The organism is Oryzicola mucosus (assembly GCF_014534685.1).
GTDB classification, from domain to species: domain Bacteria; phylum Pseudomonadota; class Alphaproteobacteria; order Rhizobiales; family Rhizobiaceae; genus Oryzicola; species Oryzicola mucosus.
Map to the genome: position 1 here is coordinate 181,306 of NZ_JACVVX010000002.1, position 26,415 is coordinate 207,720.

The following is a 26,415-nucleotide window of genomic DNA, read 5'->3' on the forward strand; positions in this document are numbered from 1 at the left end:
TTTATGCGTCTATATGTTGGAAATGCGTGCCATCGTGCCTAACTTGGCGTAGAACGCCCACGGCTCCGGCGCCCGCCGGACCTCCCGCACATCCGCAATCGTCCGTTCCATCACGAAAGAATTTTCCATGTACAAAGACACATTGCTCCTCATCGACGGCAAATGGCGCCCCGCCCAGTCCGGCCGCACCATCGACGTCGTGAATCCGGCGACCGAAGAGGTGATCGGCACCGTGGCGCATGCCGGGACAGCCGACCTCGACGAGGCACTGGAAGCGGTGTGGAAGGGCTTCCAGACCTGGAAGGCGATGTCGGCCTATGACCGCAGCAAGATCATGCGCAAGGCAGCCGACCTGTTGCGCAGCCGTGCCGACGAGATCGGCCGCCTGATGACGCTCGAACAGGGCAAGCCGCTGGCCGAAGCCAAGGGCGAGGTGATCGGCGGCGCCGACACCATCGACTGGTTCGCCGAAGAGGCCCGCCGCGCCTATGGCCGCGTGGTTCCGGCCCGTCGCGCCGATGTCTTCCAGCTGGTCATCAAGGAGCCGGTCGGTCCCGTGGCGGCGTTCACGCCGTGGAACTTCCCGATCAACCAGGTGGTGCGCAAGGTCTCGGCTGCACTTGCCGCAGGCTGCTCGATCATCGTCAAAGCGCCGGAAGAGACCCCGGCTTCGCCCGCCGAGCTGATCCGCGCCTTCGTCGATGCCGGCGTGCCGGAAGGCGTGGTCAATCTGGTCTATGGCGTCCCCGCAGAGATTTCCGAATATCTGATCCCGCACCCCTATATCCGCAAGATCTCGTTTACCGGCTCCACGCCTGTGGGCAAGCATCTGGCGGCGCTTGCCGGCACGCATATGAAGCGCGCCACGATGGAACTGGGCGGCCATGCGCCGGCCATCGTGTTCGACGATGCCGACCTCGACAACGCAGCTTCGCTGCTCGCCACGTCGAAGTTCCGCAATGCCGGCCAGGTCTGCGTGTCGCCGACGCGCTTCCTGGTTCAGAACGGCGCCTATGACAGCTTTTTGGACAAGTTCATGGGCTCGGTCAGCAAGATCAAGGTCGGCGACGGCCTGGCAGAAGGCACGACGATGGGACCGCTGGTCAATGCGCGTCGCCTCGCTGCCATCGAAGGCCTGGTCGCGGACGCCACCAAGCATGGCGCCAAGGTGCAGGCCGGCGGCCGCCGCATCGGCAACAAGGGCTATTTCTTCGAGCCGACCGTGCTGACCGACATTCCGTTGGAAGCCCGCGTCCTGAATGAAGAGCCCTTCGGGCCGCTGGCGCTGGTCTCGCGCTTCGACGACATCGAGGACCTGACCAAGGAAGCCAACCGCCTGCCGTTCGGCCTCGCCGCCTATGCCTTCACCAGTTCCGCCAAACGGGCGACGCAGGTGGGCACCATGGTCGAAAGCGGCATGATCACCATCAACCATCTCGGCCTTGCCCTGCCGGAAGTGCCTTTCGGCGGCATCAAGGATTCGGGCTATGGCAGCGAAGGCGGCGCGGAAGGCATAGAGCCCTATCTGAACGTCAAGTTCCTGACCCAGGCCGGCATCTGAAGCTTTCGACGGCGAAGACCGGGCGGTAAAGCCCGGTCTGAGAGCAACGCGAAACTATATCGAAAAGCCGTGGCGCAAGCCGCGGCTTTTCTGCGCAATCTAAGCAGCAATTATTCAAGTGTTGCTCTCGTTATTCGCTCTTTCGCATTGTATGATCCTGGTGCTGGCGCAGCGTCAGCGGCATTCTGGATGTAGCCTTTGCGGAGTCTCCCATGGTTTCCGTTGCCCAGCCATGCACCATTGAAGCAAAGCTGAACCCCCGTCCGCGCAGACGTCTTTCAAGCACGCCGACGCCGCAATGGGACGCCATCTTCCAGCAATATCTCGGCTACTCGCCGGGTGGTTATGCCTATTGCATCGGGCAGAACGGCACGCTGGTCGATTCCGGCTCATGGGGCTATGCGCGGATGCCGCAGGATACCTCGGACGGGCAGGGCATCCCGTTCACGGTAGACAGCCGCTGCAACCTCGCCAGCGTTTCCAAGACGGTGACCGCCACGGCCGTCTTCAAGATGGTGCAACGCGGCTGGATCAAAAGCGTCAACCAGCAATTCTGGCCGTTTATCGAAGCGCTCTACCCCAATCTGCAGCCTGCTCCGGGCGTGAAGACCGTGACCATCGCGGAGCTTCTGACGATGACCGCGCGCCTGCCGGAAAACGGAACGCTCTACTCGTCCGACAGCGCCGACGGTTTCGTTGAGCAATATCTGGGGTCGAACGGCGTGCTGCCGCGCCAGCTCTACGTCTATTCCAACACCAATTTCACCATCCTGCAGGCGATGATCGACAGCATCTGCCAACAGCAGGGCCTGACCGATTATGTCAGCTGGGTGCAATCGGAAATCCTGACGCCACTCGGCATCGACACCAGCATCTTCAGCCCTGTTCCCGACGACCCGTCATGGGCGACGCTCAGCTACGATCCGTCTTCACCCGAAGCCCAAGGTTATTACTGGCCGGAAATGCAGTGCGTCGGCCCGGGCGGCTGGATCTCCTCGGCATCGGCCTTGCTGACCTATCTGATGGGTTTCCGCGACAACACGGTGCTGCTGCCCGAATACAGCGACTTCATGATGCAGCGTATGCTGGGCTGGTATCCCGGCGCGACCACCTATGGGCTGGCCTATCATCACAATGGCGGCCTCACCCAAAATGTCGGCAGCCTCAGCATGGGATTGAGCACCGGCATCATCCAGTTGCCCAACGGCTACGACGCTGTGCTGTTGTCCAACAAGCCGGTCGACGACATTATCGGCCTGATGCTGGAAGCGTTCGACGCGACGTGAAATTGGCGGCGGAGGGATGATGGCCCCGCGTAAAGCCACGTCCCTTCAATGCACTGGCATACTCGCCGAGCTGGCATCTGCCTTGTCATGAACACCGAACCGGTCGATCATGGTTGCACTTGCCTCGTTGAAACCCACCACATCGACATCCACACCGTTGCGTCTGTATTTCAGGACCACCTTATCCAGCGCTGCCACCGAGGTGATGTCCCAGAGATGCGCTTGGCTCACATCGATGACGACTTTGCGCACCGGTGTGGTGAAGTCGAACGCCGTGACGAAGCTTTCCGCGGAGGCAAAGAAGATCTGCCCGGTGACGGAATAGGTTTTTTCCTGACCGTCGGCCTGCGTCACCACGTTAACGCGGAACATCTTGGCCACTTTGCCCGCGAAGAACACGCCCGATAGCAGCACGCCCACCAGAACGCCTTTCGCAAGATCGTGCGTTGTTACCACTGTCACCACGGTTGCGAGCATGACAATGGACGACGGCAGCGGATTGCGCCTCAGGTCGAGGATCGACCGCCAGGAGAACGTGCCGATCGACACCATGATCATCACCGCCACCAGTGCGGCCATGGGAATGATCCTGACCAGATCATCGAGCACGAGGATCAAAAACAGCAGGAATGCACCGGCGATGAAGGTCGAAAGTCGCCCGCGTCCGCCGGACGTGACGTTGATCACGGACTGGCCGATCATCGCGCAGCCGCCCATGCCGCCGATCAACGCGGAGGCGATGTTGCTTGATCCCTGACCGATGCATTCCTGGCTCTTGTTGCTGGGCGTGTCGGTCATGTCGTCGACGATCTGTGCTGTCAAAAGCGATTCCAACAGCCCGACCGCGGCCAGCGTGATCGAGTATGGAAGGATGATCCGCAGCGTCTCCAGCGTGAACGGAACCTGCGGCAGTGCGAGAACCGGGAAGGAAGAAGGCAGTTCGCCCAAGTCGCCGACGGTCCGCAGGTCCATGCCCGTCCACCAGGCAATGGCAGTCAGGACCGCGATGGCCACAAGCGGCGAGGGGACTGCCTTGGTGATCCGCGGGAACAGGTAGATGATGGCAAGGCCGGCGGCGATCATCCAGTAGGTTTGCACGGGCACATTGATGAGTTCCGGAAGCTGAGCCATGAAGATCAGGATCGCCAAGGCGTTGACGAAACCGGTGATGACCGAGCGGGACACGAAGCGCATCAGCCGGCCGAGCTTCGCAAACCCGGCGACGATCTGCAGGAGGCCCATCAGTATGGTCGCAGCGAACAGATATTGCAGGCCGTAATCCTTCACCAGCGACACCATCACCACGGCGGTGGCGGCAGTGGCGGCAGAGATCATTCCCGGCCGTCCGCCGGTGAAGGCACAAACACAGGCGATTGCGAAGGAGGCAAACAGCCCGACTTTCGGATCGACACCGGCAATCACGGAGAACCCGATGGCTTCCGGGATGAGCGCCAGCGCAACGACAATGCCGGAGAGGATATCGCCACGAATGTTGGAGAACCATTCAAGGCGGTAGGTGCTGAGATTTTTCATGGGGATTCCGCAAACGCTCGACGCACCGGGTTCATCATCCGGCTGCACAAGGGAGCGTGTCTTTGCGTTGTCTGGCGGATCGGCGGCCAGAAGAGCCACCCGGAATTTCACCGGGTCCATGTTGATGGACCTCTATAGCGGCAAAGTTCGCCGCGATGCAATATGCGGAGCGTGGGTGAGGGGTTTCTGGTCGGATCCTCACGCCAATCGTCGTTATCGGCTACTTCTTCTTCACGATATTCAGTGCCACCGCCGCCAGGATCAACCCCTTCAACGCTTCTTCATCGATGGTGTCGCCCTCGTGGATGTCGATGGCGCGGCGGGTGTTGCCGTCCAGGCTGGAGTTGAACAGCTTTTTGGGATCGTCCAGCGAAGCGCCCTTGGCGAAGGTCAGTTTCACGACCGACTTGTAGGTCTCGCCGGTGCAGAGAATGCCGGAGTGCTCCCACACCGGAACGCCGCGCCACTTCCATGTCTCGACAACCTCCGGGTCGGCCCGCCTGATGAGGGCGCGGACGCGGGCGAGGGTTTCGCCGCGCCAGTCGCCCAGCTCCTCTATCCGCGCATCGATACGGTGCGAGGCGGAGGGTTCGGTTTCATTCGTTGCCGGTTTGGTCGGCATGATGTCGCTCCCAATTTCAAAGTCACATTTTTTCGCCGGGCAGTCGGCTCGCCTGTGTCACCCAGTCGGTGAATTGAGTCTCGTCGATGGCCTCGTTCTCATGGATGTCGAGATAGCGGACATCCTTCTGCTTGGAGGCTCCGGGCGGCACGGGCTGCAGGGATGCGCCGCGGAAGAACGCCACCTTCACGTATTTCGTGAAGCAGTGCATGCTCATGAACCAGCCTTGGCCCTCAATGCCATAAAACGGCGAATTCCATTTCACGGCCTTGCTAACCTGGGGAACAGCGCGGACGATCAGCGCATCGATTTGCTGCCCGATATCGCGTTTCCAGCCCGGCATGGCGGCGATATAGGCCTGCACCGGTTCGTCGCCATAGCCCTTGGCGATTTGAGGATTGCCGCCCGACAGCAGAACCGGCTCGTCGGGCTTTTTGTTTGCAGACTTCGCCGGCTTTCCGGATGGTTCCTTCATCGGTGGTCCTCCAACTGGCCTGCAAACATATCACCGCCAGACAGTTGCCTCCAGGCTTCGGGCGTGAGCGAATGCTTTTGCACCGCTTGACAGCACAGTCTTCGCCGCTATTGTCCGGCCCATCCGAGGGGTGCACCGAACGGTGCTGAGATGGCGTGGAGCCGGACCCTTGAACCTGATCCGGGTCATGCCGGCGTAGGAACGGAACTAGGGTTTCTCCCGCACTTCTGGCTCTTTCCGCCATGCACCGGGTCTTCTGGCGAAAGCCTGAAGGGACTGAGGTGGGAAGACCGTTTGACCCGACCAGACGCTCCGCATTGCCCATGGCGCTGGGCCTGGGCCGTGTTGCGCAGGCTGTGGCCGGCGGGTTGCTGGCGGTGCTCCTGATCTGGCAGCTCGCAATCTGGCTGTTTGCGCCGCCCGCCTTCATTTTGCCCGCGCCGGCCGCCGTTGCCGCCCAACTGGTGCTGCGCGCGGAGTTTCTTGCCCGCAACGCCGTGCTCACCTTCTCCGAAGCCTGCCTCGGCCTGTTGGCGGGCACGCTGGCGGGTGCGCTTGTGGCCATCGGCATCGCAGCGCTGCCGCGCATCGGCAGCGTCGTCTGGCCGCTGGTGCTGGTGCTGCAGGCGCTGCCGGTCTTCGCCATCGCGCCGCTTCTGGTCATCTGGTTCGGCTTCGGCATGGCGTCGAAAGTGGTGATGACGTCGCTGATCGTCTTCTTTCCCGTCGCCTCCGCCTTTGCCGACGGCATCCGCCGCACCGACCGCGCCGTGCTCGATGCCTGCGCGCTGACCCCTGCCAGCCCGCTTCAGGTGCTGCGTCTCATCCGCGTGCCGCTGGCGCTGCCCTATTTCGTCTCTGGCGTGAAGGTCGCCGCCCCGCTCGCGCCGCTGGGCGCGGTGGTGGGCGAGTGGGTCGGCTCGGCGGGCGGTCTCGGCTTCGTCATGCTGCAGGCCAATGCCCGCATGCAGACGGCTGAGGTCTTTGCCGCGCTGGTGTTCATCGCGGTTCTCACGCTCGTGCTTCGCGCACTGGTCGATGCCGTCACCGCCCCGCTTGCGCCCTGGGCGCGCGAGACCGCGCCCGAACGCGCCTCCCGTTTCATCATGCCTCGAAAGGAAATTTCCACGTGATCCGTGCTCTTGCCCTTGCCGCCGGCCTCGCCGTCGCCGCACTCCCCACGCCGGCCTCGGCGGCCGACAAACTGTCGGTGCTGCTCGAATGGTTCGTCAATCCCGACCATGCGCCACTGGTGGTGGCACAGGAGCTCGGCTATTTCGCCGACGAAGGGCTGGAGGTCGAGCTGACCCCGCCGGCCGATCCATCCGCGCCGCCGCGCCTGGTCGCGGCGGGACAGGCCGACATTGCCGTGCATTACCAGCCCAATCTCTATCTCGACGTCGATGCCGGCCTGCCGCTGGTGCGGTTCGGCACGCTGGTCGAAACCCCGCTCAACACGCTGACGGTGCTGGCTGACGGTCCGATCAAGGCGCTGGCCGACCTCAAGGGCAAGACGGTCGGCTTTTCGGTCGCCGGCTTCGAGGATGCGATGCTGGGCCAGATGCTGAAGGGTGCCGGGCTGTCGAAGGACGACGTCAAACTGGTCAATGTCAATTTCTCGCTGTCGCCCTCGCTGATCGCCGGCAAGGTCGATGCCACCATTGGTGGCTTCCGCAATTTCGAGCTGGCGCAGATGCACATCGAGGGCCATGAGGGCCTAGCCTTTTACCCCGAAGAGCACGGCGTACCGGCCTATGACGAGCTGATCTTTGTCACCCGCACGGAACTGGCTGCCGACCCGCGCCTGCCGCGCTTCCTGACGGCGGTGGAAAAAGGGGCGATCTGGCTGACCAACCATCCCGACGAGGCGTGGAAACTGTTCGTCAAGGCGCATCCCGACCTTGACGACGACCTTAACAGGCAGGCCTGGGCTGCGACACTGCCGCGCTTCGCCAAGCGGCCCGCGGCGCTGGATAGGGGGCGGTATGAGCGCTTCGGCGCCTTCCTGCGGGAACAAGGGCTGATCAGGGCAGCGCCCGCCGTGGACGAAATCGCGGTGAGCCTGCCATGACGCCAGCGGATATCGTCGAGACCGCATCGCGCTGCCTTTCGGAGATCAGGCAGCGCAGCCCGCGCGTGCATTGCCTGACCAATACGGTGGTGCAGAAATTCATGGCCGACGGCCTGTCGGCTCTCGGAGCCCATCCTTCGATGACGTCGAGCATCGACGAGGTCGCATCCTTCGTCGCCCGCACCGACATCATGGTGATCAATCTCGGCACGCTCGACCCGGCGCGGCGCGAGTCGAGCGGCGTCGCGGTGGCAGAGGCGCGCAGGCTCGGCAGACGCTGGGTGCTCGATCCGGTGCATTGCAACCTGTCCGACCTGCGGCTGGCTTTTGCCCGCGAGCTCATCGACGCCGGTCCTGCCGTGGTGCGCGGCAACCATGCCGAAATGGCGGCCATCTCAGCGCTGCCGGACAGCATCGTGCGGGTGGAGACCGGCGCGCGCGACACGATCGGTTTCGGTGGCGCGACGATTGTCGTGTCGAACGGGCATCCGCTGATGGCGCAGGTCACCGGCACCGGCTGCCTGGCCGGCGGCGTGCTCGCAGCCTTCGTGGCCGTCGAACCCGACGCGATGAAAGCCGCCGCCGCCGCCATGACCGCCATCGGCGTCGCCGCGGAACTGGCGGCACCCTTCAGCCGCGGCCCCGGCACCTTCGGTCCCGCGCTGCTCGATGCACTGGCCGCGCTTGATGCCGATGCCCTCCAAACCCATGCAAGGATCGACATTTCCCATGCCCAAGGTTGATTATCGCCTCAACGCCCTGGTCGACGCCGACAATCTCGACCCCGCCCGCCTGGCGGCGCTTGCGCGCACCGCCGCCGAGAACGGCGCAACTTTGATCCAGTATCGCGACAAAACAGCGCCGACGCGGGTGATGGTCGAGCGCGCCCGCGCCATCCATGCCGCGCTCGCCGGCACCGGCGTGCCGCTGGTGGTCAACGACCGCATCGATGTGGCGCTGGCAGCTGACGTCGAGGGCGTGCATCTCGGCCGCGAGGACATGCTCTGCGAAGATGCGCGCCGCCTGCTTGGACCGGGTGCGATCATCGGCCTGACGGTCAAGAACGATGGGGATGCCGATGCGGCGGCGCAGTCTTCCGCCGATTATGCCTGCATCGGCGGGGTGTTTGCGACCATCTCCAAGACCAATCCCGACGCTCCGGTGGGGCTGGCGGGCCTGTCGGCGCTTTCGACGCGCATCCGTGCCATGCGGCCCGACCTGCCCATCGGAGCGATTGCCGGCATCGATCTGCAGACCGCGCCGCAGGCGATTTCAGCCGGGGCCGATGGGGTCGCGGTGATCTCAGCGATTTTCCGTGCCGCCGATCCGGCGCAGGCCACGCGCGAACTGCGCAACGCGGTCGATCTTGCTTTGAAGGAGCGCGGCGCATGACGGCGATTGCGCTCACCATTGCGGGGTCGGACAGCGGCGGCGGCGCCGGCATCCAGGCCGATATCAAGACCTTTTCAGCGCTCGGCGTCTATGGCGCCTCGGCGCTGACGGCTGTCACCGCGCAGAACACGCTCGGCGTGTCGGCCATCGAGGACATCTCGCCCAACATGGTCGCGGCCCAGATCGAGGCTGTTCTGTCGGACCTCGATGTCGGTGCGATCAAGATCGGCATGGTCTCGCGCGTCGCCACCATCGAGGCCATCGCCGATGCCTTGGCTTATGTGACCGTGCCCATCGTCGTCGACCCGGTGATGGTGGCGACATCGGGCCACGCGCTGCTGCAGCCGGACGCCGTCGAGACCTTGCGGCGAAGGCTTCTGCCGCAGGCTGCCATCGTCACGCCCAACCTGCCCGAGGCGGCACTTCTGACGGGTGAGCCGTTGGCTGCCGATGAGGCGGCAATGCTGCGCCAGGCGCGGGCTATCGCGGCGATGGGAGCGAGATCCGTGCTGGTCAAGGGCGGGCACGGGTCGGACCGAGACAGCACCGACCTGCTGTTCGACGGCAAGACGGTGCATCGTTTCGTGAGACCTCGGCTGGCCACGCGCAACGACCATGGTACGGGATGCACGCTGGCCGCCGCCATCACGGCCGAACTGGCCAAGGGGGCTGCGCTCGAGGCTGCGGTGGGCACGGCGAAAACCTATCTGCACGATGCGCTCGTGGCATCCGGGACGCTGACCGTCGGCAAGGGCAGGGGGCCGGTGCATCATTTCCACCGCTGGTGGGACAAGGGCGCCGCGCTTTAGACATCCCGGCAAGGACGGTGGTGCTGCGTGATTGCGGCGCTGCGGGCTTGAGTTCGCTTTTTCGGATCGCTATGTCGGGCGCGTACGGAATGGACAGGGATCGGAACCATCATGACGCCGCGCATTGCAGTGCTGGGATGCGGATACTGGGGCAGCAACCACATCCGCACCCTCAAGGGGCTTGGCGCGCTGGCCGCCGTTTCCGATGTCCATCTCGAACGCGCCGAGGCGAAGGCCGCCGAACATGGCTGCCTCGCGCTGACCCCTGACGCGCTTATCGCCAGTCCCGACATCGACGCCATCGTCCTGGCCCTGCCGGCGCAGTTTCATGCCGACTATGCCGAACGCGCGGTCAAGGCGGGTAAGGACGTGCTGGTGGAGAAGCCCATCGCGCTGACGGTGGCGGATGCCGAGCGGGCGGTGCAGGCTGCGCGCGACGCCGGCCGCGTCTTCATGGTCGGCCATATCCTGCGCTTCCACCCGGCATTCGAGGGGCTGAAGGCGCTGGCCGACAGCGGCGAGCTGGGCAAGGTCGGCTACATCCATTCGCACCGGCTGGGGCTTGGGAAGTTCCATACGGAAAACGACGCGCTGTGGGATCTCGCGCCACATGACCTGTCGATGATCCTCGCCATTACAACAACCGAGCCGGTAACGGTGAGCGGCGAGGGGGCGGCGCTGGTCGATCATCTCAGCGACTTCGCCCATGTCCACATGACGTTTCCCGATGGCGTGCGCGGCCATGTCTTTGCCTCGCGCCTCAACGCCTATCGCGAGCGCCGGATCGCGGTGGTCGGCGACAAGGCGATGGCCGTGTTCGACGACATCGAGCCCTGGGAGCGCAAGCTTGCCATCTATCGCCACAAGGTCTGGCGCGAGGACAATGGCCACGCTTTCACCTGGGCCGATCCCGAATATCTGCCGGTCGAGCCTGCCATGTCGCTGACGCGCGAACTGGAGCATTTCATCCACTGCATCCAGACGCGCGAAGAACCGCGCACCGGCGGCCAGGAAGCTATCGCCGTGTTGCGGATTTTGACGCAAGGCTCCGTGACGCACGGGTAAGGCGTGTTGGGACGGGGCCGGGTTGGCCGTTGTCAACAGAGGCAAACTGACCGGCTTTTGCTTGCGGACGGTACTCGCGTTCCTTCGCGCCCCCTCTGTCCTGCCGGACATCTCCCCCCATGCGGGGGAGATGTCCGGCAGGACAGAGGGGGCGCCGTGGAGCAAATTGTTTACCTGTTTACCGAGGCCGCGCTGCCTACTCCGCGGCCACCACATGCGTCGGCTTCCCAGCCAGCCGATTGAGCATGGCTTCCGCTTCGGCGCCGCGCTCGGAGCGCTCGATGAAGCCGCCGCCGAAGACTCGGGCGTCGTTGCCTTCGTCGGAATAGAGCACGCAGGCCTGGCCCGGCGCGATGCCGGCTTCGCCTTCGGCCAGTTCGACCCAGGTGGCGCCATCGCGGTGGTGAAGGCTGACGGGACGCGGCGGGCGCGACGAGCGCACCTTGGCGAACATTTCGATGCCCTGCGCGGGCGTGTCGGCAAGTGCGGTGTCGCCCAGCCAGTTCATATTGCGCAGGAAGATCTTGTGCGTTTCCAGCGCCTCGCGCGGGCCGACGACGACGCGGGCGCGCTCGGCGTCGAGATGCACGACATAGAGCGGTTCGCTCGAAGCGACGCCGATGCCGCGGCGCTGGCCGATGGTGAAGCGCAGGATGCCGTCATGCCGGCCCAGCACACGGCCGTCGATATGGACGATCTCGCCGGGATTGGCAGCCGTCGGCCTAAGTTTGGCGATGATGTCGGTGTACTTGCCCTGCGGGACGAAGCAGATGTCCTGGCTGTCCTGCTTGGCGGCAACGACCAGCCCCATGCGCTCGGCGGCGGCGCGCACGTCGGGCTTGGACATGCCGCCCAGGGGAAAGCGCAGATAGTCGATCTGCTCCTGGGTGGTGGCGAACAGGAAATAGCTCTGGTCTCGGTCGGCATCGACCGGGCGATAGAGCGCGCGATGGGCGCCTTCCGCGCGGCTGCGGATGTAATGGCCGGTGGCGAGCGCATCGGCGCCCAGTTCGCGGGCTGTGGCGAGAAGGTCGGCGAACTTGACCGTCTGGTTGCACGACACGCAAGGGATCGGCGTTTCGCCGGCCATGTAGCTTTCGGCGAACGGATCGATCACCGCCTCGCGAAACCGCTGCTCGTAGTCGAGCACGTAATGCGGGATGCCCAGCGTTTCGGAGACGCGGCGGGCGTCGGCGATGTCCTGGCCGGCGCAGCATGAGCCGGCGCGGTGGGTGGCTGCGCCATGATCGTAGAGCTGAAGGGTTACGCCGACGACGTCATAGCCTTCCTGTTTCAGAAGGCCGGCGACGACGGAGGAGTCGACGCCGCCTGACATGGCGACAACGACACGCGTATCCTCGGGGCGGCCGGGGAGATCGAGACTGTTCATTTCTGTGCACTTCCACTGTTCAAGGCAGGGGGTTGCGTAAGTGACCTTATAGCAATCAAAAATGGTTTTTCCAAAGGCTAAAGGTCCGGCACTCAATGCCAAGACCGGACCTGCAGGTCAAGGTACGGCTTGGGACCAATCGACATTCGTGGATCGGTTGCGGCGCGTGCCAACGCGGATTGTGGCGGCGTCGATGTACATCGACGACCGGATACGGGAATACAGGCAACGCCATAGTTTCCAGCAATCGTTAAAATCCAACTGAGCCGGATAACGTTCCGTTCATGAACGTTACTTTGCTCTTAGGAAGTGCTTAGGCAATTTTTAAAGCTGTGGCGTTAGTGTGGCGTCGGTAGGTCTTTGAGTTTTTGTAGAGAGTACGATGACCGATCTGGTTAGACCGCGTGTGAAATATGTGATTGGGCCTGACGGCAGCCCTTTGACGATTGCCGACTTGCCGCCCACCAACACGCGGCGCTGGGTCATCCGCCGCAAGGCCGAAGTGGTCGCCGCCGTTCGCGGCGGGCTGCTCAGCCTCGACGAGGCGTGCCAGCGCTACAAGCTGACGACCGAGGAATTCCTGTCCTGGCAGGCTTCCATCGACGAATATGGGCTGGCGGGACTGCGCACGACCCGCATCCAGCAGTACCGCCACTAGATTTCATGGACATTTAAGAGGCTGGCAGCGATGCCGGCCTTTTAAATGTGTGGGTACATGGTCGCGTACCAGACATGTCTTCATTGTCGTATGTGGGTTGCCCGACCAAGGTCGAAGCACCCCCTCACCGGTTTGCTTCGCAAACCACCTCTCCCCCTGCCCGGAGGAGAGGAACCGCTGCCTTTGACCGCGCATCCTTCGCAGAGCCTGGGTTCCTCGCCCCCATGAAATGGGAGAGGTGCCGAGCGGAGCGGGGCGGTGAGGGGGGGCAGCCTCGCCAGCGGCTAAAACTCTCCATTCACTGGAGAGGATGCCGGCAGTCGCAACCGAGCAAACTACTTTTCAGCAACGCCCTTGGGCCCAGAGCTTCCGCTCCGGACCTGAAAGATATTCGCTCGTCGGCTTAAACTCAGCCGATCATCGCGCTGCGGCCGCCGCTTTCGTCGCGGGCCTTCTGGTCGCGCGATTCCAACATCTCGGCCTTGGACAGTTCAGCGTCCGCCTCGGCTAAAGCCTGGGCCGCTGCGCTGCGCTGCTCCATCAGATTGTGCTGGGAATCCTTGAGATTGTCGCGGCGAAGGCGCGCGGCCTTGGCGAAGGTCGGGTAGGCGAAATGCGACTGGTCGGTAATCCCGGCCTTCTTCTCTTCGGCGACGACCTGCAGTTCGAGTTCGGTGGCCATGCGATCGAACTCGGCGATCATGGAATCGAGTTGCGCAAGCTTGCGACGCTTCTCGTTCACCTGGAACAGCTTCAGCCGGACGAGGTTCTCCCGTGACTTCATACCCGCGATACTCCCCTACACTCAAAACTCTTAACGCTGCCCGCATCCCTCTCCGGCCCGGCCTGGTTAACAATCAAGGAAAACAAATTCCTAAGATTCTCGCCGGCCGGTAACCATTCGTTTACGGGCATCGTTAATCATATGGGTCAGGACTTAAGACCCGGTAAAGATTCCGGTTTTCGGCAAAGTGTCGAACCGCTTCCGCAGGGTTCGCTTAGTCTGGATTGTTAATGCACTGCCTGACGGACGGGGTTTCGGATTCATCTTTAGATTCAAGCTGGTGTAGGCACCCGTTAAGAATCATGGTAGCGTCCGTCACATAAAATTAGGTTTTGTTAACCATTCGATGGCACCTTCGATTCAGGCAGTCACTGCGCCGGACCCAGTTGAGTTTCGGGCAACGGGCCGGTGGCAGAAAAGGGGATATATATGCGCGTTCTGCTGATTGAAGACGATAGTGCAACCGCACAGAGCATCGAACTGATGCTGAAGTCGGAGAGCTTCAACGTCTACACGACGGACCTCGGCGAAGAGGGTGTCGATCTGGGCAAGCTCTACGATTACGATATCATTTTGCTGGACCTCAACCTGCCCGACATGTCGGGTTACGAAGTCCTGCGCACGCTGCGCCTTTCCAAGGTGAAGACGCCGATCCTGATCCTGTCCGGCATGGCCGGTATCGAGGACAAGGTGCGCGGCCTGGGCTTCGGCGCCGACGACTACATGACCAAGCCGTTCCACAAGGACGAACTGGTTGCCCGCATCCATGCCATCGTCCGCCGCTCCAAGGGCCATGCCCAGTCGGTCATTGCGACGGGCGACCTGATCGTCAATCTCGACGCCAAGACCGTCGAAGTGGGCGGCCAGCGCGTGCATCTGACCGGCAAGGAATACCAGATGCTGGAGCTGCTCTCGCTGCGCAAGGGCACCACGCTGACCAAGGAAATGTTCCTGAACCATCTTTATGGCGGCATGGACGAGCCCGAACTGAAGATCATCGACGTGTTCATCTGCAAGCTGCGCAAGAAGCTCGACGCTTCGTCCGGCGGACAGAACTATATCGAGACGGTCTGGGGCCGCGGCTATGTGCTGCGCGAGCCCGAGGAAGTCCGCGAAATTGCCTGACCCGATCCCATGGCGGACGCCTGGGCGGCAAAAGTCGCCCAGGCGTCACGCTTTGCCATAGTTCGCTTCATATGAAAAACCCGGCTTTTGGCCGGGTTTTTTCGTTTAACCAGTTGGCGCGGTGTGTCCGGACCTATTCGGCCGAGAGAATGATCTCGTCTGATGTGGCGTGGATGGAAATCACCATGCCGGCCTCGCGCGCCATCAGCAGCGTGTAATAAAACTGGACCGAATGCGCGTCGATGGGCTCTTCGGGCTTCTGGCCGGACTGCAGCTCCAGGAATTTTGGCGGCACGCGCAGCATGGTGCCGCGCGACGCGATGGAAATCTTCGGCGACGTGTCGAGGTTCTCCAGCGTCACGACGATCTTGCCGCCACGCGGAATCGACGAGTTGGACACCAGAAGCAGGTTGAGGATCAGCTTGACCTTGTTCTTGGGCAACAGCGAGCGGGTGCCGTTCCAGACCAGTTCCGGCTTCTCGTTCTTAAAGAAGGCGTTGGCGACCTGCTCTGCATCGCCTGTGTCGATCAGCATGCCGGCGGACCCCGCCGCACCAAAGGCGATGCGGGCATATTGCAGGCGCGCCGAGGCATTGCGCGCGCTGGCGCGGATCAGCCGCATTGCGTCTTCGTCGGCGCCGCCCTCGTCGAGAAGCTCGAGGCCGTTGTTGATTGCTCCCACGGGGGAGATGATGTCGTGGCAGACGCGGCTGCACAGAAGTGCTGCCAGATCGGTTGCGGAGAGCGAAAAGACTTCGGCCATAAATCGGTTCCCACTGGCTGGGTGCAAGAAATCGGCGATCCGCCATGTGCGAATCAGCAATAGTATTTGGCGACTTTGGTTACATAGCGATGCCGCGCGGGCAAGGAAACGATCGGATTGCCGTCGCTATACCGTTCCGCCACCGTTACGAGTGGCTTTTGGCCGGGTTATCCGCCTTCTAAACGCCATCTTCCCCTTTATGCTTAACGGAAGGAAAAGGGTTGCGGTCTTAATTTGCCGGCAAGACCCTGAAGCGGCCGATAGAGCCGCGCTGGGACGAGGCGTCGGAGGAAGTGCTCCCTGACGGAGATTTGGAAGCATGATTTCCCCTATTGGCGTCCGGGCCTGTATCCGAGCCATCGCAGTTTTCTGCGCGCTGTTCAGCGCGCTTGTCGTGTCGACCCAGGCATCCCGGGCGCAGGAATACACCGCGCAGGAGGTCCTCGATTCCGGCCACCGCTTCTTCGGCTCGACCTCGGGCGGTCTGGCGACGGTGGTCGAGAAGGTCTTTTCCTCCTATGGCCTGCCCAATGGCTATATCCTCGGCGAGGAAGGCTCCGGCGCCTTTATCGGCGGGCTGACCTATGGAGAGGGTACGCTCTACACCAAGAATGCCGGTGACCATAAGGTGTTCTGGCAGGGGCCGTCGCTCGGCTTCGACTTTGGTGGCCAGGGCTCCCGCACCATGGTGCTGGTCTACAATCTCGATGACGTCAACAGCCTCTACGACCGGTTCGCCGGTGTCGCTGGCTCGGCCTATGTCATCGCCGGCGTCGGCTTTAACGTTCTCAAGCGCGACAACGTTTTGCTGGTCCCGATCCGCACCGGTGTCGGCGCCCGGCTTGGCGTCAATCTTGGCTATCTGAAACTGACCCAGCAGCCGACCTGGAACCCGTTTTAAATCCCATGCGATCGGCCTGACCGGGTGTTGGCGCCCGTCACATTGGCGAGCAATGTGTTCACAACCATCCGGCCGTATCCAACAGGTGCGGCCGGATTCGCGCTTGCACTGGATTTCTGTCATGGCTGCATGGCAAAATGCCGTGTCAGGCAGAGGTGAAGCGTTTTGATTCAGTACGTCCTGCTTTTCGTTCTCGGATTTCTCAGCGCGCTTTTGCTGGCGTTGTTGGTGGCGCCCGCGCTGTGGCGCCGCGCCGTGCGCCTGACGCGCAACCGGCTGGAAAGCACGTTGCCGATGACGATGGCCGAAATCCAGGCCGACAAGGACGCGGTGCGGGCAGACTATGCCATGGCGGTGCGGAGGCTTGAGATGAGCCTGAAGGCCGCGCAGGACAAGGTGCTGACGCAGTCGGTCGACATCAGCCGCTATCAGGAAGATCTCAAGCTTCTCGACGCCGAGCGGGCGGAGAAGGCGGCGGCCTTGCAATCGCTGGCCGGGCGTGAGGAAGAGCTGAACGCTGCGCTGGAGCGTCTGCGGAAAAACCAGGAAGAGCTGGAACGCCGCGCCAGGGAGTTGGACGACATGGGCGCTCGCTATGAGGATGCAAGCTATTCCTCCAGCAATCGCCAGATCGAACTGGTTTCGCGCGAGGCCGAGATCGAAAGGCTGACCGCCGAGATCACCTCGCTTCGCCGGACTCGCAAGGATGGCGAGGAACGCATCCGCGCGCTCGAAGAAGACAACAAGGCCATTCGCGAGGCGCTGCTGTTGGAAAAGCGTCGGGTGACGGAAGCCGAACAGAAGCTGGAACGCATGCGGACGGAGCTGAGCGACTGCGAAGAAAAGCTCGAACGCCGCGAACGGGAGATCGTCCGTCTGCGGGAGAAATCCGGCCAGAGTGGCGGGCTGGACGAAGACGACGACGAGGAGGACCTGCCGCCTGGCAGTGACGAGAAGAGCCGGCAGGAAGCCCGCATGACGCGGCTCTTGCGGGAGAACAAGAAGATCCGGGCGGAGCTTTCCGAACTGAAGGCCATGCCCCGCGCCGCGCCGGATCAGGATGACCTGCTGCGCGATCAGATGCATCAGCTGGCCGCGCAGGTCGTGGCGATGACGGCGAAGCTGGAAGGTCCGGACTCACCCATCGAATCCGCGTTGGCCAAGGCGGAAACCAGCGGCAAAGAGGCTGCCTTGCCGAGCCTTGCCGAGCGGATAAGGGCTTTGCAGGGACGAGGCGCGGGCTGACTTCGAGCAGCATGAGCATTTGCCGCTGCTGCTGCCCTCACCGTCTCGCCCTTCGGGCTCGCCACCCCCCACTTTGTAGGGGAGAGGAATGTTGCCTTGAAGGCTGCGACTTTCAACCAGCTTGGGTTCCTCGCCCCCATGTAATGGGGGAGAAGTGCCGAGCGTAGCGAGGCGGTGAGGGGCGTTACAAGCTGCTTCCTAGGCAGGATTGCCAAGGCTGCCTCATCCCATGAAATGGTGCAGCGTGATCGCCGAGGCGGCGGAGACGTTGAGACTGTCGAAGCCCGGTGCCATGCGGATGCGGGCGGTATCGATGCGATCGAGGATGGTGTGCGGCAGGCCTGGTCCCTCGGCACCGAAATACAGCGCGAGCCGGTCTGGGCGGGTGATTTCGGTGATGTCCTTTTCGCCTGCCGGCGAAAGCGCGAGCTGAGTGAAACCGGTAGCCTCCAGCGCCGTGGCAATCTCCAGGCCGGTGCCGCCGAGCGCAAACGGTACCTTCAGGGCTGCGCCCACCGAAACCCTGATCGACTTGCGGTAGAGCGGATCGCAGCTCGTTTCGTCCAGCAGCACCGCATCGCAGCCGAAGGCAGCAGCGTTGCGGAACATGGAGCCGACATTGTCGTGATTGGCTATGCCGACCAGCACCATGACCAGCGCGCGGCTGGGCAGGGCTTGCAGGATCGATTCGATGCTTTCGGCATGCCGTCGCTGGCCGATCGCCAGAATGCCGCGATGCATGTGAAAGCCGGCAATGGCGTCGATGACCTCGGCGGAGGCGACATAGACCGGCAGGTCGTCAGGTGCGGAGGACAGGGTCTCCGCAAGACCGGCAAGTCGGTTTTCCAAGACCAGAACCGATTCCGGAACGAAGCGCCGCGCCGAAAACAGCACGTTGAGCACCACCTTGCCCTCGGCGATGAAGCGGCCTTCGCGGCCGGTCAGGTCGCGTTCGCGGATGTTGAGATAGGCCGCGACGCGCGGATCGGCCGGATCGTCGATGGGAATTGTCTGCATGCCCAGTCTTTACATCGCGGCGTCACGAACGGAAACCGTCCGGCAAACTCGCCTCGTCGCAGAAGACGCGCGTCCGTTCAGGCCCAGAAGATCTGCGTCAATGCTCACGAAACGGCGTTGACTGCGGCGCGGCTGCTTTTCGCCATCTCGACCAGCAGCTTGTGGAAATCGGCGGGCTCCTTGGCTGGGCGCTCGAAGAAGATGCGGCGCACGTCGTCGCCATTGACGAGGTCCATGCCGTCGGAGTCCAGCCCGGTGAGCAGCCAGCCGTCGCCGGAAGCCTTGGAAAAGTGCCGGGCGTAAAGCGCGATGGCGTCGCGGTGATCGGCGTTCATGTGGTCCAAGGCCGACTGTTCGCCCGCAGCCAGTATGACAAGGTGGTCGCCTTCATGGATCAGGTCGGAGCGATCCAGCAGATAGGCTTTGCCGAAGCCGCCATTGAGGCTGGCGCGCTCGACATCGAGCCGATGGATGGAGAAATCGCCGAGACCGACATAGAGCTTGGCCTTGGGGTTGCGATTGAGATAACGCCGCTCGGCACGCTCGTAGTCCGGCGTGCTGCGCTCAAGCCGCATCGCGCGGCAAAACAGCGTTATGCGCGGATAGGCGAGCGGGTCGCCCTTGCCGGGTTCGCCCAAAAGCAGCGAGCAGGCCGGATTGCCGTCGATGGCGCGTGTATGGGCGGAAAGCTGCGAGATCAGGATCAGCGGCGTGCCGTCGGTGTCGGTGGCTACGCCGACGCGGCTTGCCAGCGGAACGCCGGTGCCCGGCTCTATGGCTGCCAGCGCACCGAAACGCGCGGTGCGCATCAGCGTCTTGCCAAGCCGGATCGCTTCCGCATCCGTCTCGCGGATGACATCTTTCTTCGGTTCGACCACGGCTCTATACCTCGTCCAACTGGAAAGCAGCCGTTTAGCTGGTCTAGCCGGCGGCTGACAAGGCTGAGGCTGGCATCGCGGAGAGGGGGTCGGGCATTTCATGCCGAACCGGCGCCTTGTCGACATGGCACAGTTCCCCGGTCAGTGAAGCGACCGCGCCAGGCAGGATTTCATGCGCCAGAAGCCGGTTTGGGTCGACCGGCCGGGGCATGGTCATCTGCCCGCGCGCGATGCGCGAGAAGCCTAGCGGCCCATAATAAGGCTCGTCGCCGACGAGGATCACCGAGGGCACGGATGCTTTTGCCGCCGCCCTGAGCGCCATGGCGACCAGTTCGCGGCCGATGCCGAGGTTTTTGTAGGCAGGCTGGACGGCGAGCGGGCCGAGAAGCTGCGCGCGGCCTTCGCCAGCGGCAACCGGCGTCATCCGTACGGAGCCGACGACCAGCCCCCCGCTGAGCGCGACGAAGGACAGCGCCCGGTCGTGCGGCCCGCCTTCGCGGATCTTGTAGGCGGCCTTGACGAAGCGCCCGGGGCCGAAGGCTTCAGCGTTGATGGTGTCGATCTCGACATCGTGCGCCGGGGTTTCGGGCACGAAAACAAAGTCTGCAAGGGTCATGGTTCAACGATCCGATATGCATGAAGGGGTGCTGCGAACAGGCTGCAGCAGTCGCCGGTCAGCGCTTACGCGCGGGCGCCCATTCGTCGTCGGTCGAACCGGACAGTTGCACAAAAATCGTTCATGGAAAGCCCGCTATCATCATTCCCGAACCGCGTCCATCCGGTTTCTTGCCGAAGCCGCGGTTGACTGACTGTTCAGTGCGGAATGTTTTCCGAAAGGGCTGGCATGCCCTACATGTGCAGCACGAGAAAAGATGAACGAGGATGGCCCGATGGGACTGCTGGTAGACGGAAAGTGGCACGACGCCTGGTACGATACAAAGGCGACGGGCGGAAAGTTCGAGCGCAGCGAAGCGGTCTGGCGCGACTGGATCACGAAAGACGGCACACCGGCGGAGGGCCGCACGCGCGGTTTCAAGGCCGAGCCGGGGCGCTACCATCTCTACGTCTCGCTGGCCTGCCCCTGGGCGCACCGCACGCTGATCTTCCGCGCGCTGAAGAAGCTCGAAGACGTCATTTCCGTGTCGGTCGTGCATCCCTTCATGGGCAAGAACGGCTGGAGTTTCGACACCGACGCGGCCGCCACCGGCGACGATCTCTACGGCCTGGACTTCCTGCACCAGATATACACCCGCGCCGACCCGACCTATAGCGGACGGGTAACCGTGCCGGTGCTGTGGGACAAGAAGCAGGAGACCATCGTCTCCAACGAGTCGTCGGAAATCATCCGCATGCTGAACTCGGCCTTCGACGCATGGGGCGATGCCTCGCTCGATTTCTATCCCGAGGCGCTGCGCGGGGAGATCGATGGGGTCAATGCCAAGGTGTATGCGGCGGTGAACAATGGGGTCTATCGCGCCGGCTTCGCCACGACGCAGGAAGCCTATGAAGAGGCGTTCGACAAGCTGTTTGCACAGTTGGACGAACTTGAGCAACGGCTGTCGAGCCAGCGCTATCTGGCGGGCGGACACATCACTGAAGCGGACTGGCGCCTGTTCACCACGCTGGTGCGGTTCGATCCTGTCTATGTCGGTCACTTCAAGTGCAATCTGCGCCGGATCGCCGATTATCCCAACCTGTCGAACTATCTGCGCGAGCTTTATCAGGTTCCCGGGGTGGCAGGCACCGTCAACATCGACCACATCAAGCGGCACTATTATGGCAGCCACGACACGATCAATCCAACACGCATCGTGCCCAAGGGGCCGGAACTCGATTACGAAGCACCGCATGATCGGGCGCGATTTGGGTGAGGACGGCCTGCAAATGGCGGTGTTCTGCGCTTCCGATGCTCGTGTACCAAATGTACACTCCGCTTCGGTTCTCAAACCCCGTCATTTTCGGCACGTCCTGACCCGAATCCGGCGAGTCTGCAGCGTCACCAATAGGGCGATGACGCCTGGCCGCCGAAAACCTCGCCGATCCGGCGCAGCGTAGCGGGCGTGGTTTCCTCCGGTAGGGCGTCGAGCGCAAAGAAGCCGGCTTCGGCGATTTCGCGATCCGGCGCCTTCGGCGCGGTCTGGGTGAAATTCTCGACCAGATAGAAAGCGACATGGTCGCGCGGGCTTGAGCGACCGTTGAGATGCAGCGAGCGCAGTTCGGGGTCCGCCGTCATCTCGATATTGCATTCTTCCTGCAACTCGTGGGTGAGCGCCTCGAAAAACGTCTCGCCGGTTTCGACGCCGCCGCCGGGAAGCTGCCAGCCCGGCACATAGGTGTGGCGCACCAGGAAAACCGCGTTATTGGGGCGGTCATAGATCAAGCAGCGCACGCCGAGCGTCATCGGCCGTTTCAGCAGGAAATAGAGATGGAACAGGCGCGCGCGCAGGCCCGGCCAGCCGCGCTGGCGAAAGCGCAGTTCGGGATCGTGATGCGGATTGTCTATCATAAGCCACCGTATGGGTGGAAAGCAGCGCGGCTGTGACCTACAAAGGAGGCATGTTCAGGCTTGCGCATATTTCCGACGTCCATCTCGGCCCGCTTCCCGATGTATCCTATCGCGATCTCGCCTCCAAGCGGATGGTTGGCTACATTAATTGGCAGCGCAACCGCCGCAAGCATTTGCATGACGGGGTGATCGACACGATCACTGCCGACATCAAGGCCGCTGGCGTCGATCATCTGGCTGTGACCGGGGATTTGGTCAACCTCGCGCTCGACGGTGAAATCGAACTGGCCAAGCTCTGGCTGGAGACCCTGGGTTCTCCGCAAGATGTATCGGTCGTGCCCGGCAATCACGATGCCTATGTCCCCGGCGCCTTCGACAAGGCGTGCCGCTCGTGGGGCCCATGGATGCGCGGCGACGACAACACGCATACGGTCAACCGCGATGCGTTTCCTTATATGCGCGTGCGCGGGCCGGTGGCGCTGATCGGCGTCACTTCGGCCAGGGCGACGGCACCGTTCATGGCCAACGGCTTCTTTCGCGAACGGCAGACGGCGCGTCTGGGCCAGCGGCTGCAGGAGGCCGCTGGGCGCAAGCTGTTCCGTGTGGTGATGATCCACCATCCGCCGATCCGCGATGCAGTGCCGCAGCACAAAAGGCTGTTCGGCATCGGCAAGTTCCAACGCACGATTGCGCGCCATGGCGCCGATCTCGTTCTGCATGGCCATTCTCACATTCCCTCGCTGAACTGGATTCCCGGCGCGGACGGCCGCAAGGTGCCGGTGGTGGGCGTGGCGGCGACGGGGCAAGCTCCCGATGGCAAGCATCCGCCGGCGCAGTACAATCTCTTCGAGATCGGCGGCGGGCCCGGCGACTGGTCGATCAAGCTGACACGGCGGGGGCTGACCGGGCTGGCACTGCCGCCCTCCAATCTCGAAACAATCCAACTGGTCGAAAGCGCGCAACCCGAACTGGCCGCAACCTGATTGTCTATTGCTGCCGCAACAGCGGCAGCATGCTGTCCCACAGCATGGCGACAGAAACCGAAAGGCCGAGCAGCGTGCCGACTGCGAAGAAGGCCAGCCCGCGCAGGATCGGCAGCCAGTCATCGTCTCGAGCGCTGAGTGCAGGTTCGGCTTCCTGCACAAAGCCGCGTGTGCGCGACGTGACCGCTTCGACGCGACCTTCCAGCATCCGCTCGCGCTCGACGACACGTTCGGCGATGTAGCGAGTGACGTGATCGGCGATGGGCTGGACCTGGCTCGACTCGGCCAGAACGACGCGGCCGATGCGGGTATCGCGCAGGAAACGGTAGGTGCGGCCGTCGCGGCCCATGCCGACATGGGCGACCGCATCGATCCACAGGCGGGGCTGCATGCCCGACGAAATGGCGAAGTCGAAGCTGTCGATCTCGGCTGGAACATCGGCGAAAACCGGTTCAAGCTCGGCAACAAGCATGTCGAGACGCGTGCGATGGACTTCGCGGAGCTCGTCGATCACGTCGGCCTTGTCGGCCGCGGCATTCTTGGCATCGCGCACGGCATCGGAAAGACTGCGGGCCTGTCTTATCGCACTGACGTTGTCCGCATAATTCTTCATCCAACGCCCCCTGAAGTCTGTTTAGCGTTGGATTAACACACTCCAAAAGGCCGTGAAAGCAGCGGTTTCGTTGGCTTTTTGCCCCATCTGTCCTTGATTGGGACAGGTGCGAATCCACAGCCCCAAGGCTCGCCGTTCCATCTGTTCGCTACGTCCCGAAGTGGAGCACCTGGCCTGTTACAGCTATGTGCCCGACGTTACGGTCATTTGCCGGATCAGCATTTCGGCAACCGCTTCGGGTACTTCCTCTGGCAGCCGGTGGCCGGCTTCGTCGATCCATTCGAAGCTGATCTTGGCCGCCAGGGAGGCGAGGTGGGGTGCGGGCAGCACGGCGTCCCTTGTGCCCCAGGCCATGGCGATGGGGCAGGGGATGGCCGAAATCATGTCCTGCGGAATCACGCCCTGCTTGTCGCCACGCGTAATCGCGGCGCCGAGTTCCAGAAACACGTCCAACTGCCCATCCCTCAGTCGCATGACCAGCGCACGGTCGACGGTAGCGGGTTCGATCACCGCTGCCGGTCCCGACATTTCGCGCAGGCAGGTTTCGAGCGCAGCCGTATCGCGGGCCGCCGCGTAGCGGCGCAGCAGCGGGCCATTGATACGCTCATCGAAGCCGCCCGGCGCAAACAAGGTGAGCGATGCAGCGATATCGGGTGCGGTGGCTGCCAGCAGCGTGCTTGCGGCCCCACCCATGGAGTGGCCGCCGAGATGGGCCTGGCCGATGCCCCGCTGCCGGAGGTCGTCGAGCACGGCAGCCGCGGCTGCTTTTGCGGAGGGCTTTCCCGGATAGTCCAGCGACGCGCCATGGCCGGGCAGATCGTAGGCCAACACCCAGACCTCATCGCCAAGCGCTTCGATCACGCTGTCCCACACATGGTGGCTGCCCGCGAAACCGTGCAGGAGGACCAGTGGCGTCGCGGAAGAAGCGCCGCTTTCGCGACAATAAAGGCGGTCGGTCATGATGAACCTTATTTTTCGGGGCGCAGCCCTGCGGCTTCCAGCGCTTCGGACAGCTTGACGGCCATGTCGTCGGGATAGTTGCGGGCGCGGAACACGGCTTTCGGGTTGGCGGTAAATTTTGGATAGAGATCGCGGATCTGTTTTATCAGCGCCTTCGTCGCCTTGTCATCTCCATCGGCCTTGGCTGCGATCAGCCGCGCCGCCAAATAGTGCGAGACGTCGGTCGCGGCAAGCGCGGTGCTGGCCGCGTACGCCTCGGCGTTGCGGCCTTGCATGAATTGACCGAGGAACAGCCCAAAATCCCACCAGGTCGGATGGGCGCTGGCCGCATCGATGGCCTTGGCCATGATCGGCGTTCCGTCGGCATAGTTGCCTGTGAAGATCAGCGCGTAGCCGTATGAGGCAGCCATGCTGAGGTCGTAAGGGCTGAGCTCATAGGCCTTCTTCATCCATCGCAGCGACTCGTCGGCATGGCCGCTGCGGGTCTGGAAATAGCCGAAGGCGCGATGCGCGTAAGGACTCGCGGCGCCGATCTGGATCGCTTGCCGGGCAAGGGCAAGGGCCGCGTCGTGGTTGGCGCCGGAGGGATAGGGATAGTTGGCCGCGACGGCTTGAAGCTGAAGCGAGGCGAGTTCGGCGTAGACCAGCGGCGACTTCACGCCGACGGCCATCAATCCTTCCATGCAGCGATAGGCGACTTCAAGCTTCTCGGCGTCCTGCTCCGCGTAAAAGCGCTCGGATTTCAGCAGGCACGAGACGAGACCGCTCTGAATGCCCGTCTTCTCAAGATGGTGATAGATGACGCCCGATACGGGAGCTACCTCCGTGGCGAGCCCCGCGATCCGGTCGTTCAGATGCTCAGGCGCCAGATCCTCGGCAGCAAGCACGCGCGAGGTCAGCACCACGCCGCTGGACATGTCCTGCAGGTCGACCACCACACGCCCGCTTTCCGGCCCAGGCTGGACCTCAAGCAGGAAGCGCATGGCGTTTAAGGCAGTGTTGCCGTCCGATGCCTGGTCGCGGGTGACCACCGTCGTCGTGTCGAAGCCGGACAATGCCGTGCGCAGAAGCGAGGCCACCTGCTTGACCGGCGGTTCGTCGGACGATGTCGTGACCATCAGTTGCGGCAGTGCGTCGGGCATGCCCTTGCTCGTCACGCTCAATGTCGACAGCGGCAGGCCCTCACCCCAGGGGAGCCCGTCGCGAAAGACGAGCAGGCCGAACAGCAGGATGACCACGATGGTGGACATGCGGAAGAATCGCAGCTGTCGCACGATTGAGGGGCGTCGGCCGAAGCGGCTGCGTCGAACGGACGGCGCGGAAGCCTCAGGCCGAGGCTCCCCGGCTTCAGGGCCTGCGCGCCAATCGTAGGTGGGAATGTAACTTCCGCGCGGAATGAGGATGCGGACCGGCTCCTCACGGCCCTCCGTCGCGTAATATTGATCCAGCAGTTCGCGCAACCGCCCCGCCTGGACCCGCACGACGGCATCGGTAGACGAATCGAATTCAGAATCCTTGCCGAACACATCGACGGCTATGGAAAAGCCCTTCAGCTTGGCAGCCTTGCCGGCCTGCTCCTGCTCGACAAGATAGGACAAAAGGCTGCGGGCGCGATCGGAACGCTTGAAGGTATCGCTGAGGAGAATTTTCTCCAGCGTTTCGCGCACTGCGGGGGCGGCAGGCGTTGCAAGCAAGTGTCGATCCTTTTCGAAACCGGCACGATCACGCGCAGATCATATTCGCCCCGCGCCTCGACACAAGCGCTCATTCGGAAAGCG

27 protein-coding genes, 1 riboswitch and 1 other annotated feature are annotated in these 26,415 nt (G+C 63.0%); of the genes, 14 read left to right on the forward strand and 13 right to left on the reverse strand.

Annotated elements, in window-relative coordinates:
- Positions 1 to 127 precede the first annotated feature (127 nt).
- Both ICI42_RS07330 and ICI42_RS07335 read left to right on the forward strand, forming a co-directional pair.
- Positions 128 to 1,561 (forward strand): NAD-dependent succinate-semialdehyde dehydrogenase, encoded by a 1,434-nt coding sequence (locus tag ICI42_RS07330; RefSeq protein WP_188163908.1) that lies wholly within the window; start codon positions 128 to 130, stop codon positions 1,559 to 1,561.
- Between the two features lie 212 nt (positions 1,562 to 1,773).
- Positions 1,774 to 2,847: a serine hydrolase domain-containing protein gene (locus tag ICI42_RS07335; RefSeq protein ID WP_188163909.1), complete on the forward strand. Its 1,074-nt coding sequence runs from the start codon at positions 1,774 to 1,776 to the stop codon at positions 2,845 to 2,847.
- 45 nt (positions 2,848 to 2,892) lie between these two features.
- Here ICI42_RS07335 and ICI42_RS07340 read toward each other — a convergent pair whose 3' ends face one another.
- The 3 genes from ICI42_RS07340 to ICI42_RS07350 form a co-directional block, all read right to left on the reverse strand.
- Positions 2,893 to 4,380, reverse strand: a complete 1,488-nt coding sequence (locus tag ICI42_RS07340; RefSeq protein ID WP_188163910.1) for a SulP family inorganic anion transporter — start codon at positions 4,378 to 4,380, stop codon at positions 2,893 to 2,895.
- A gap of 65 nt (positions 4,381 to 4,445) precedes the next feature.
- Positions 4,446 to 4,501, reverse strand: a sequence feature (sul1 is cis-regulatory element that is thought to sense ions involved in sulfur or methionine metabolism; They are found in Alphaproteobacteria).
- Positions 4,502 to 4,600: 99 nt separating this feature from the next.
- Positions 4,601 to 5,002 (reverse strand): DUF1801 domain-containing protein, encoded by a 402-nt coding sequence (locus tag ICI42_RS07345; protein WP_188163911.1) that lies wholly within the window; start codon positions 5,000 to 5,002, stop codon positions 4,601 to 4,603.
- A gap of 22 nt (positions 5,003 to 5,024) precedes the next feature.
- Entirely contained in the window at positions 5,025 to 5,477 is a 453-nt protein-coding gene (locus ICI42_RS07350; protein WP_188163912.1) for a DUF1801 domain-containing protein, read from the reverse strand.
- Between the two features lie 116 nt (positions 5,478 to 5,593).
- A riboswitch (TPP riboswitch) is annotated at positions 5,594 to 5,696 on the forward strand.
- Positions 5,697 to 5,800: 104 nt separating this feature from the next.
- Between ICI42_RS07350 and ICI42_RS07355 the strand changes: the two genes are divergently transcribed.
- The 6 genes from ICI42_RS07355 to ICI42_RS07380 all read left to right on the forward strand — a co-directional run bounded on the left by ICI42_RS07355 (position 5,801) and on the right by ICI42_RS07380 (position 10,814).
- On the forward strand, positions 5,801 to 6,610 hold the full coding sequence (locus ICI42_RS07355; protein ID WP_188164450.1) for an ABC transporter permease: 810 nt from the start codon (positions 5,801 to 5,803) through the stop codon (positions 6,608 to 6,610).
- Entirely contained in the window at positions 6,610 to 7,548 is a 939-nt protein-coding gene (locus ICI42_RS07360; protein ID WP_188164451.1) for an ABC transporter substrate-binding protein, read from the forward strand. The genes ICI42_RS07355 and ICI42_RS07360 overlap by 1 nt, the downstream gene beginning before the upstream one ends.
- Positions 7,545 to 8,291, forward strand: a complete 747-nt coding sequence (locus ICI42_RS07365) for a hydroxyethylthiazole kinase (protein WP_188163913.1) — start codon at positions 7,545 to 7,547, stop codon at positions 8,289 to 8,291. Before ICI42_RS07360 ends, ICI42_RS07365 begins: the two co-directional genes overlap by 4 nt.
- Entirely contained in the window at positions 8,278 to 8,940 is a 663-nt protein-coding gene (thiE, locus tag ICI42_RS07370) for a thiamine phosphate synthase (RefSeq protein WP_188163914.1), read from the forward strand. The genes ICI42_RS07365 and thiE overlap by 14 nt, the downstream gene beginning before the upstream one ends.
- Complete coding sequence (gene thiD, locus ICI42_RS07375) at positions 8,937 to 9,749, forward strand: bifunctional hydroxymethylpyrimidine kinase/phosphomethylpyrimidine kinase (protein WP_188163915.1); 813 nt, start codon at positions 8,937 to 8,939, stop codon at positions 9,747 to 9,749. The genes thiE and thiD overlap by 4 nt, the downstream gene beginning before the upstream one ends.
- Before the next feature lie 111 nt (positions 9,750 to 9,860).
- Positions 9,861 to 10,814: a Gfo/Idh/MocA family protein gene (locus ICI42_RS07380; RefSeq protein WP_188163916.1), complete on the forward strand. Its 954-nt coding sequence runs from the start codon at positions 9,861 to 9,863 to the stop codon at positions 10,812 to 10,814.
- Positions 10,815 to 11,010: 196 nt separating this feature from the next.
- On the opposite strand, the gene mnmA is transcribed toward ICI42_RS07380, so the two are convergent.
- Complete coding sequence (mnmA, locus tag ICI42_RS07385; RefSeq protein WP_188163917.1) at positions 11,011 to 12,204, reverse strand: tRNA 2-thiouridine(34) synthase MnmA; 1,194 nt, start codon at positions 12,202 to 12,204, stop codon at positions 11,011 to 11,013.
- Positions 12,205 to 12,586: 382 nt separating this feature from the next.
- Here mnmA and sciP point away from each other — a divergent pair, with 382 nt between their 5' ends.
- Positions 12,587 to 12,862, forward strand: a complete 276-nt coding sequence (gene sciP, locus ICI42_RS07390) for a CtrA inhibitor SciP (RefSeq protein ID WP_013529904.1) — start codon at positions 12,587 to 12,589, stop codon at positions 12,860 to 12,862.
- A gap of 409 nt (positions 12,863 to 13,271) precedes the next feature.
- Here sciP and ICI42_RS07395 read toward each other — a convergent pair whose 3' ends face one another.
- Positions 13,272 to 13,646 (reverse strand): flagellar export protein FliJ, encoded by a 375-nt coding sequence (locus ICI42_RS07395; protein WP_188163918.1) that lies wholly within the window; start codon positions 13,644 to 13,646, stop codon positions 13,272 to 13,274.
- Positions 13,647 to 14,075: 429 nt separating this feature from the next.
- On the opposite strand from ICI42_RS07395, the gene ctrA reads away from it, so the two are divergent.
- Positions 14,076 to 14,771 carry a response regulator transcription factor CtrA gene (ctrA, locus tag ICI42_RS07400; protein ID WP_188163919.1) on the forward strand — a complete coding sequence of 232 codons (696 nt, stop codon included), beginning with the start codon at positions 14,076 to 14,078 and terminating at the stop codon, positions 14,769 to 14,771.
- A gap of 133 nt (positions 14,772 to 14,904) precedes the next feature.
- Here the strand turns inward: ctrA and chpT are convergent, their stop codons facing one another.
- A complete protein-coding gene (gene chpT, locus ICI42_RS07405) occupies positions 14,905 to 15,534 on the reverse strand; it encodes a histidine phosphotransferase ChpT (protein WP_188163920.1) in 630 nt (209 codons plus the stop codon).
- A gap of 319 nt (positions 15,535 to 15,853) precedes the next feature.
- On the opposite strand from chpT, the gene ICI42_RS07410 reads away from it, so the two are divergent.
- Together ICI42_RS07410 and ICI42_RS07415 are read left to right on the forward strand one after the other, a co-directional pair.
- A complete protein-coding gene (locus ICI42_RS07410; protein ID WP_188163921.1) occupies positions 15,854 to 16,435 on the forward strand; it encodes a DUF1134 domain-containing protein in 582 nt (193 codons plus the stop codon).
- Positions 16,436 to 16,600: 165 nt separating this feature from the next.
- The gene (locus ICI42_RS07415; RefSeq protein WP_188163922.1) at positions 16,601 to 17,680 is read left to right on the forward strand and encodes a coiled-coil domain-containing protein; all 1,080 of its coding nucleotides are present in this window, start codon (positions 16,601 to 16,603) and stop codon (positions 17,678 to 17,680) included.
- A 222-nt stretch (positions 17,681 to 17,902) separates the two neighbouring features.
- On the opposite strand, the gene ICI42_RS07420 is transcribed toward ICI42_RS07415, so the two are convergent.
- The 3 genes from ICI42_RS07420 to ICI42_RS07430 form a co-directional block, all read right to left on the reverse strand.
- Positions 17,903 to 18,697 carry a TrmH family RNA methyltransferase gene (locus tag ICI42_RS07420; protein WP_188163923.1) on the reverse strand — a complete coding sequence of 265 codons (795 nt, stop codon included), beginning with the start codon at positions 18,695 to 18,697 and terminating at the stop codon, positions 17,903 to 17,905.
- Positions 18,698 to 18,801: 104 nt separating this feature from the next.
- On the reverse strand, positions 18,802 to 19,575 hold the full coding sequence (locus ICI42_RS07425; RefSeq protein WP_330999125.1) for a HugZ family pyridoxamine 5'-phosphate oxidase: 774 nt from the start codon (positions 19,573 to 19,575) through the stop codon (positions 18,802 to 18,804).
- Between the two features lie 43 nt (positions 19,576 to 19,618).
- Positions 19,619 to 20,191: a GNAT family N-acetyltransferase gene (locus ICI42_RS07430; protein WP_188163924.1), complete on the reverse strand. Its 573-nt coding sequence runs from the start codon at positions 20,189 to 20,191 to the stop codon at positions 19,619 to 19,621.
- A 274-nt stretch (positions 20,192 to 20,465) separates the two neighbouring features.
- Here ICI42_RS07430 and ICI42_RS07435 point away from each other — a divergent pair, with 274 nt between their 5' ends.
- Complete coding sequence (locus tag ICI42_RS07435) at positions 20,466 to 21,446, forward strand: glutathione S-transferase family protein (protein WP_188163925.1); 981 nt, start codon at positions 20,466 to 20,468, stop codon at positions 21,444 to 21,446.
- 125 nt (positions 21,447 to 21,571) lie between these two features.
- On the opposite strand, the gene ICI42_RS07440 is transcribed toward ICI42_RS07435, so the two are convergent.
- A complete protein-coding gene (locus tag ICI42_RS07440) occupies positions 21,572 to 22,081 on the reverse strand; it encodes an NUDIX domain-containing protein (RefSeq protein ID WP_188163926.1) in 510 nt (169 codons plus the stop codon).
- 50 nt (positions 22,082 to 22,131) lie between these two features.
- On the opposite strand from ICI42_RS07440, the gene ICI42_RS07445 reads away from it, so the two are divergent.
- On the forward strand, positions 22,132 to 23,064 hold the full coding sequence (locus ICI42_RS07445) for a metallophosphoesterase family protein (RefSeq protein ID WP_188164453.1): 933 nt from the start codon (positions 22,132 to 22,134) through the stop codon (positions 23,062 to 23,064).
- Between the two features lie 4 nt (positions 23,065 to 23,068).
- Here ICI42_RS07445 and ICI42_RS07450 read toward each other — a convergent pair whose 3' ends face one another.
- The 3 genes from ICI42_RS07450 to ICI42_RS07460 form a co-directional block, all read right to left on the reverse strand.
- Positions 23,069 to 23,677, reverse strand: a complete 609-nt coding sequence (locus ICI42_RS07450; RefSeq protein WP_188163927.1) for a hypothetical protein — start codon at positions 23,675 to 23,677, stop codon at positions 23,069 to 23,071.
- A gap of 183 nt (positions 23,678 to 23,860) precedes the next feature.
- Positions 23,861 to 24,637 (reverse strand): alpha/beta fold hydrolase, encoded by a 777-nt coding sequence (locus ICI42_RS07455; protein WP_188163928.1) that lies wholly within the window; start codon positions 24,635 to 24,637, stop codon positions 23,861 to 23,863.
- An 8-nt stretch (positions 24,638 to 24,645) separates the two neighbouring features.
- Entirely contained in the window at positions 24,646 to 26,331 is a 1,686-nt protein-coding gene (locus ICI42_RS07460; RefSeq protein ID WP_210317048.1) for a tetratricopeptide repeat protein, read from the reverse strand.
- Positions 26,332 to 26,415 lie beyond the last annotated feature (84 nt).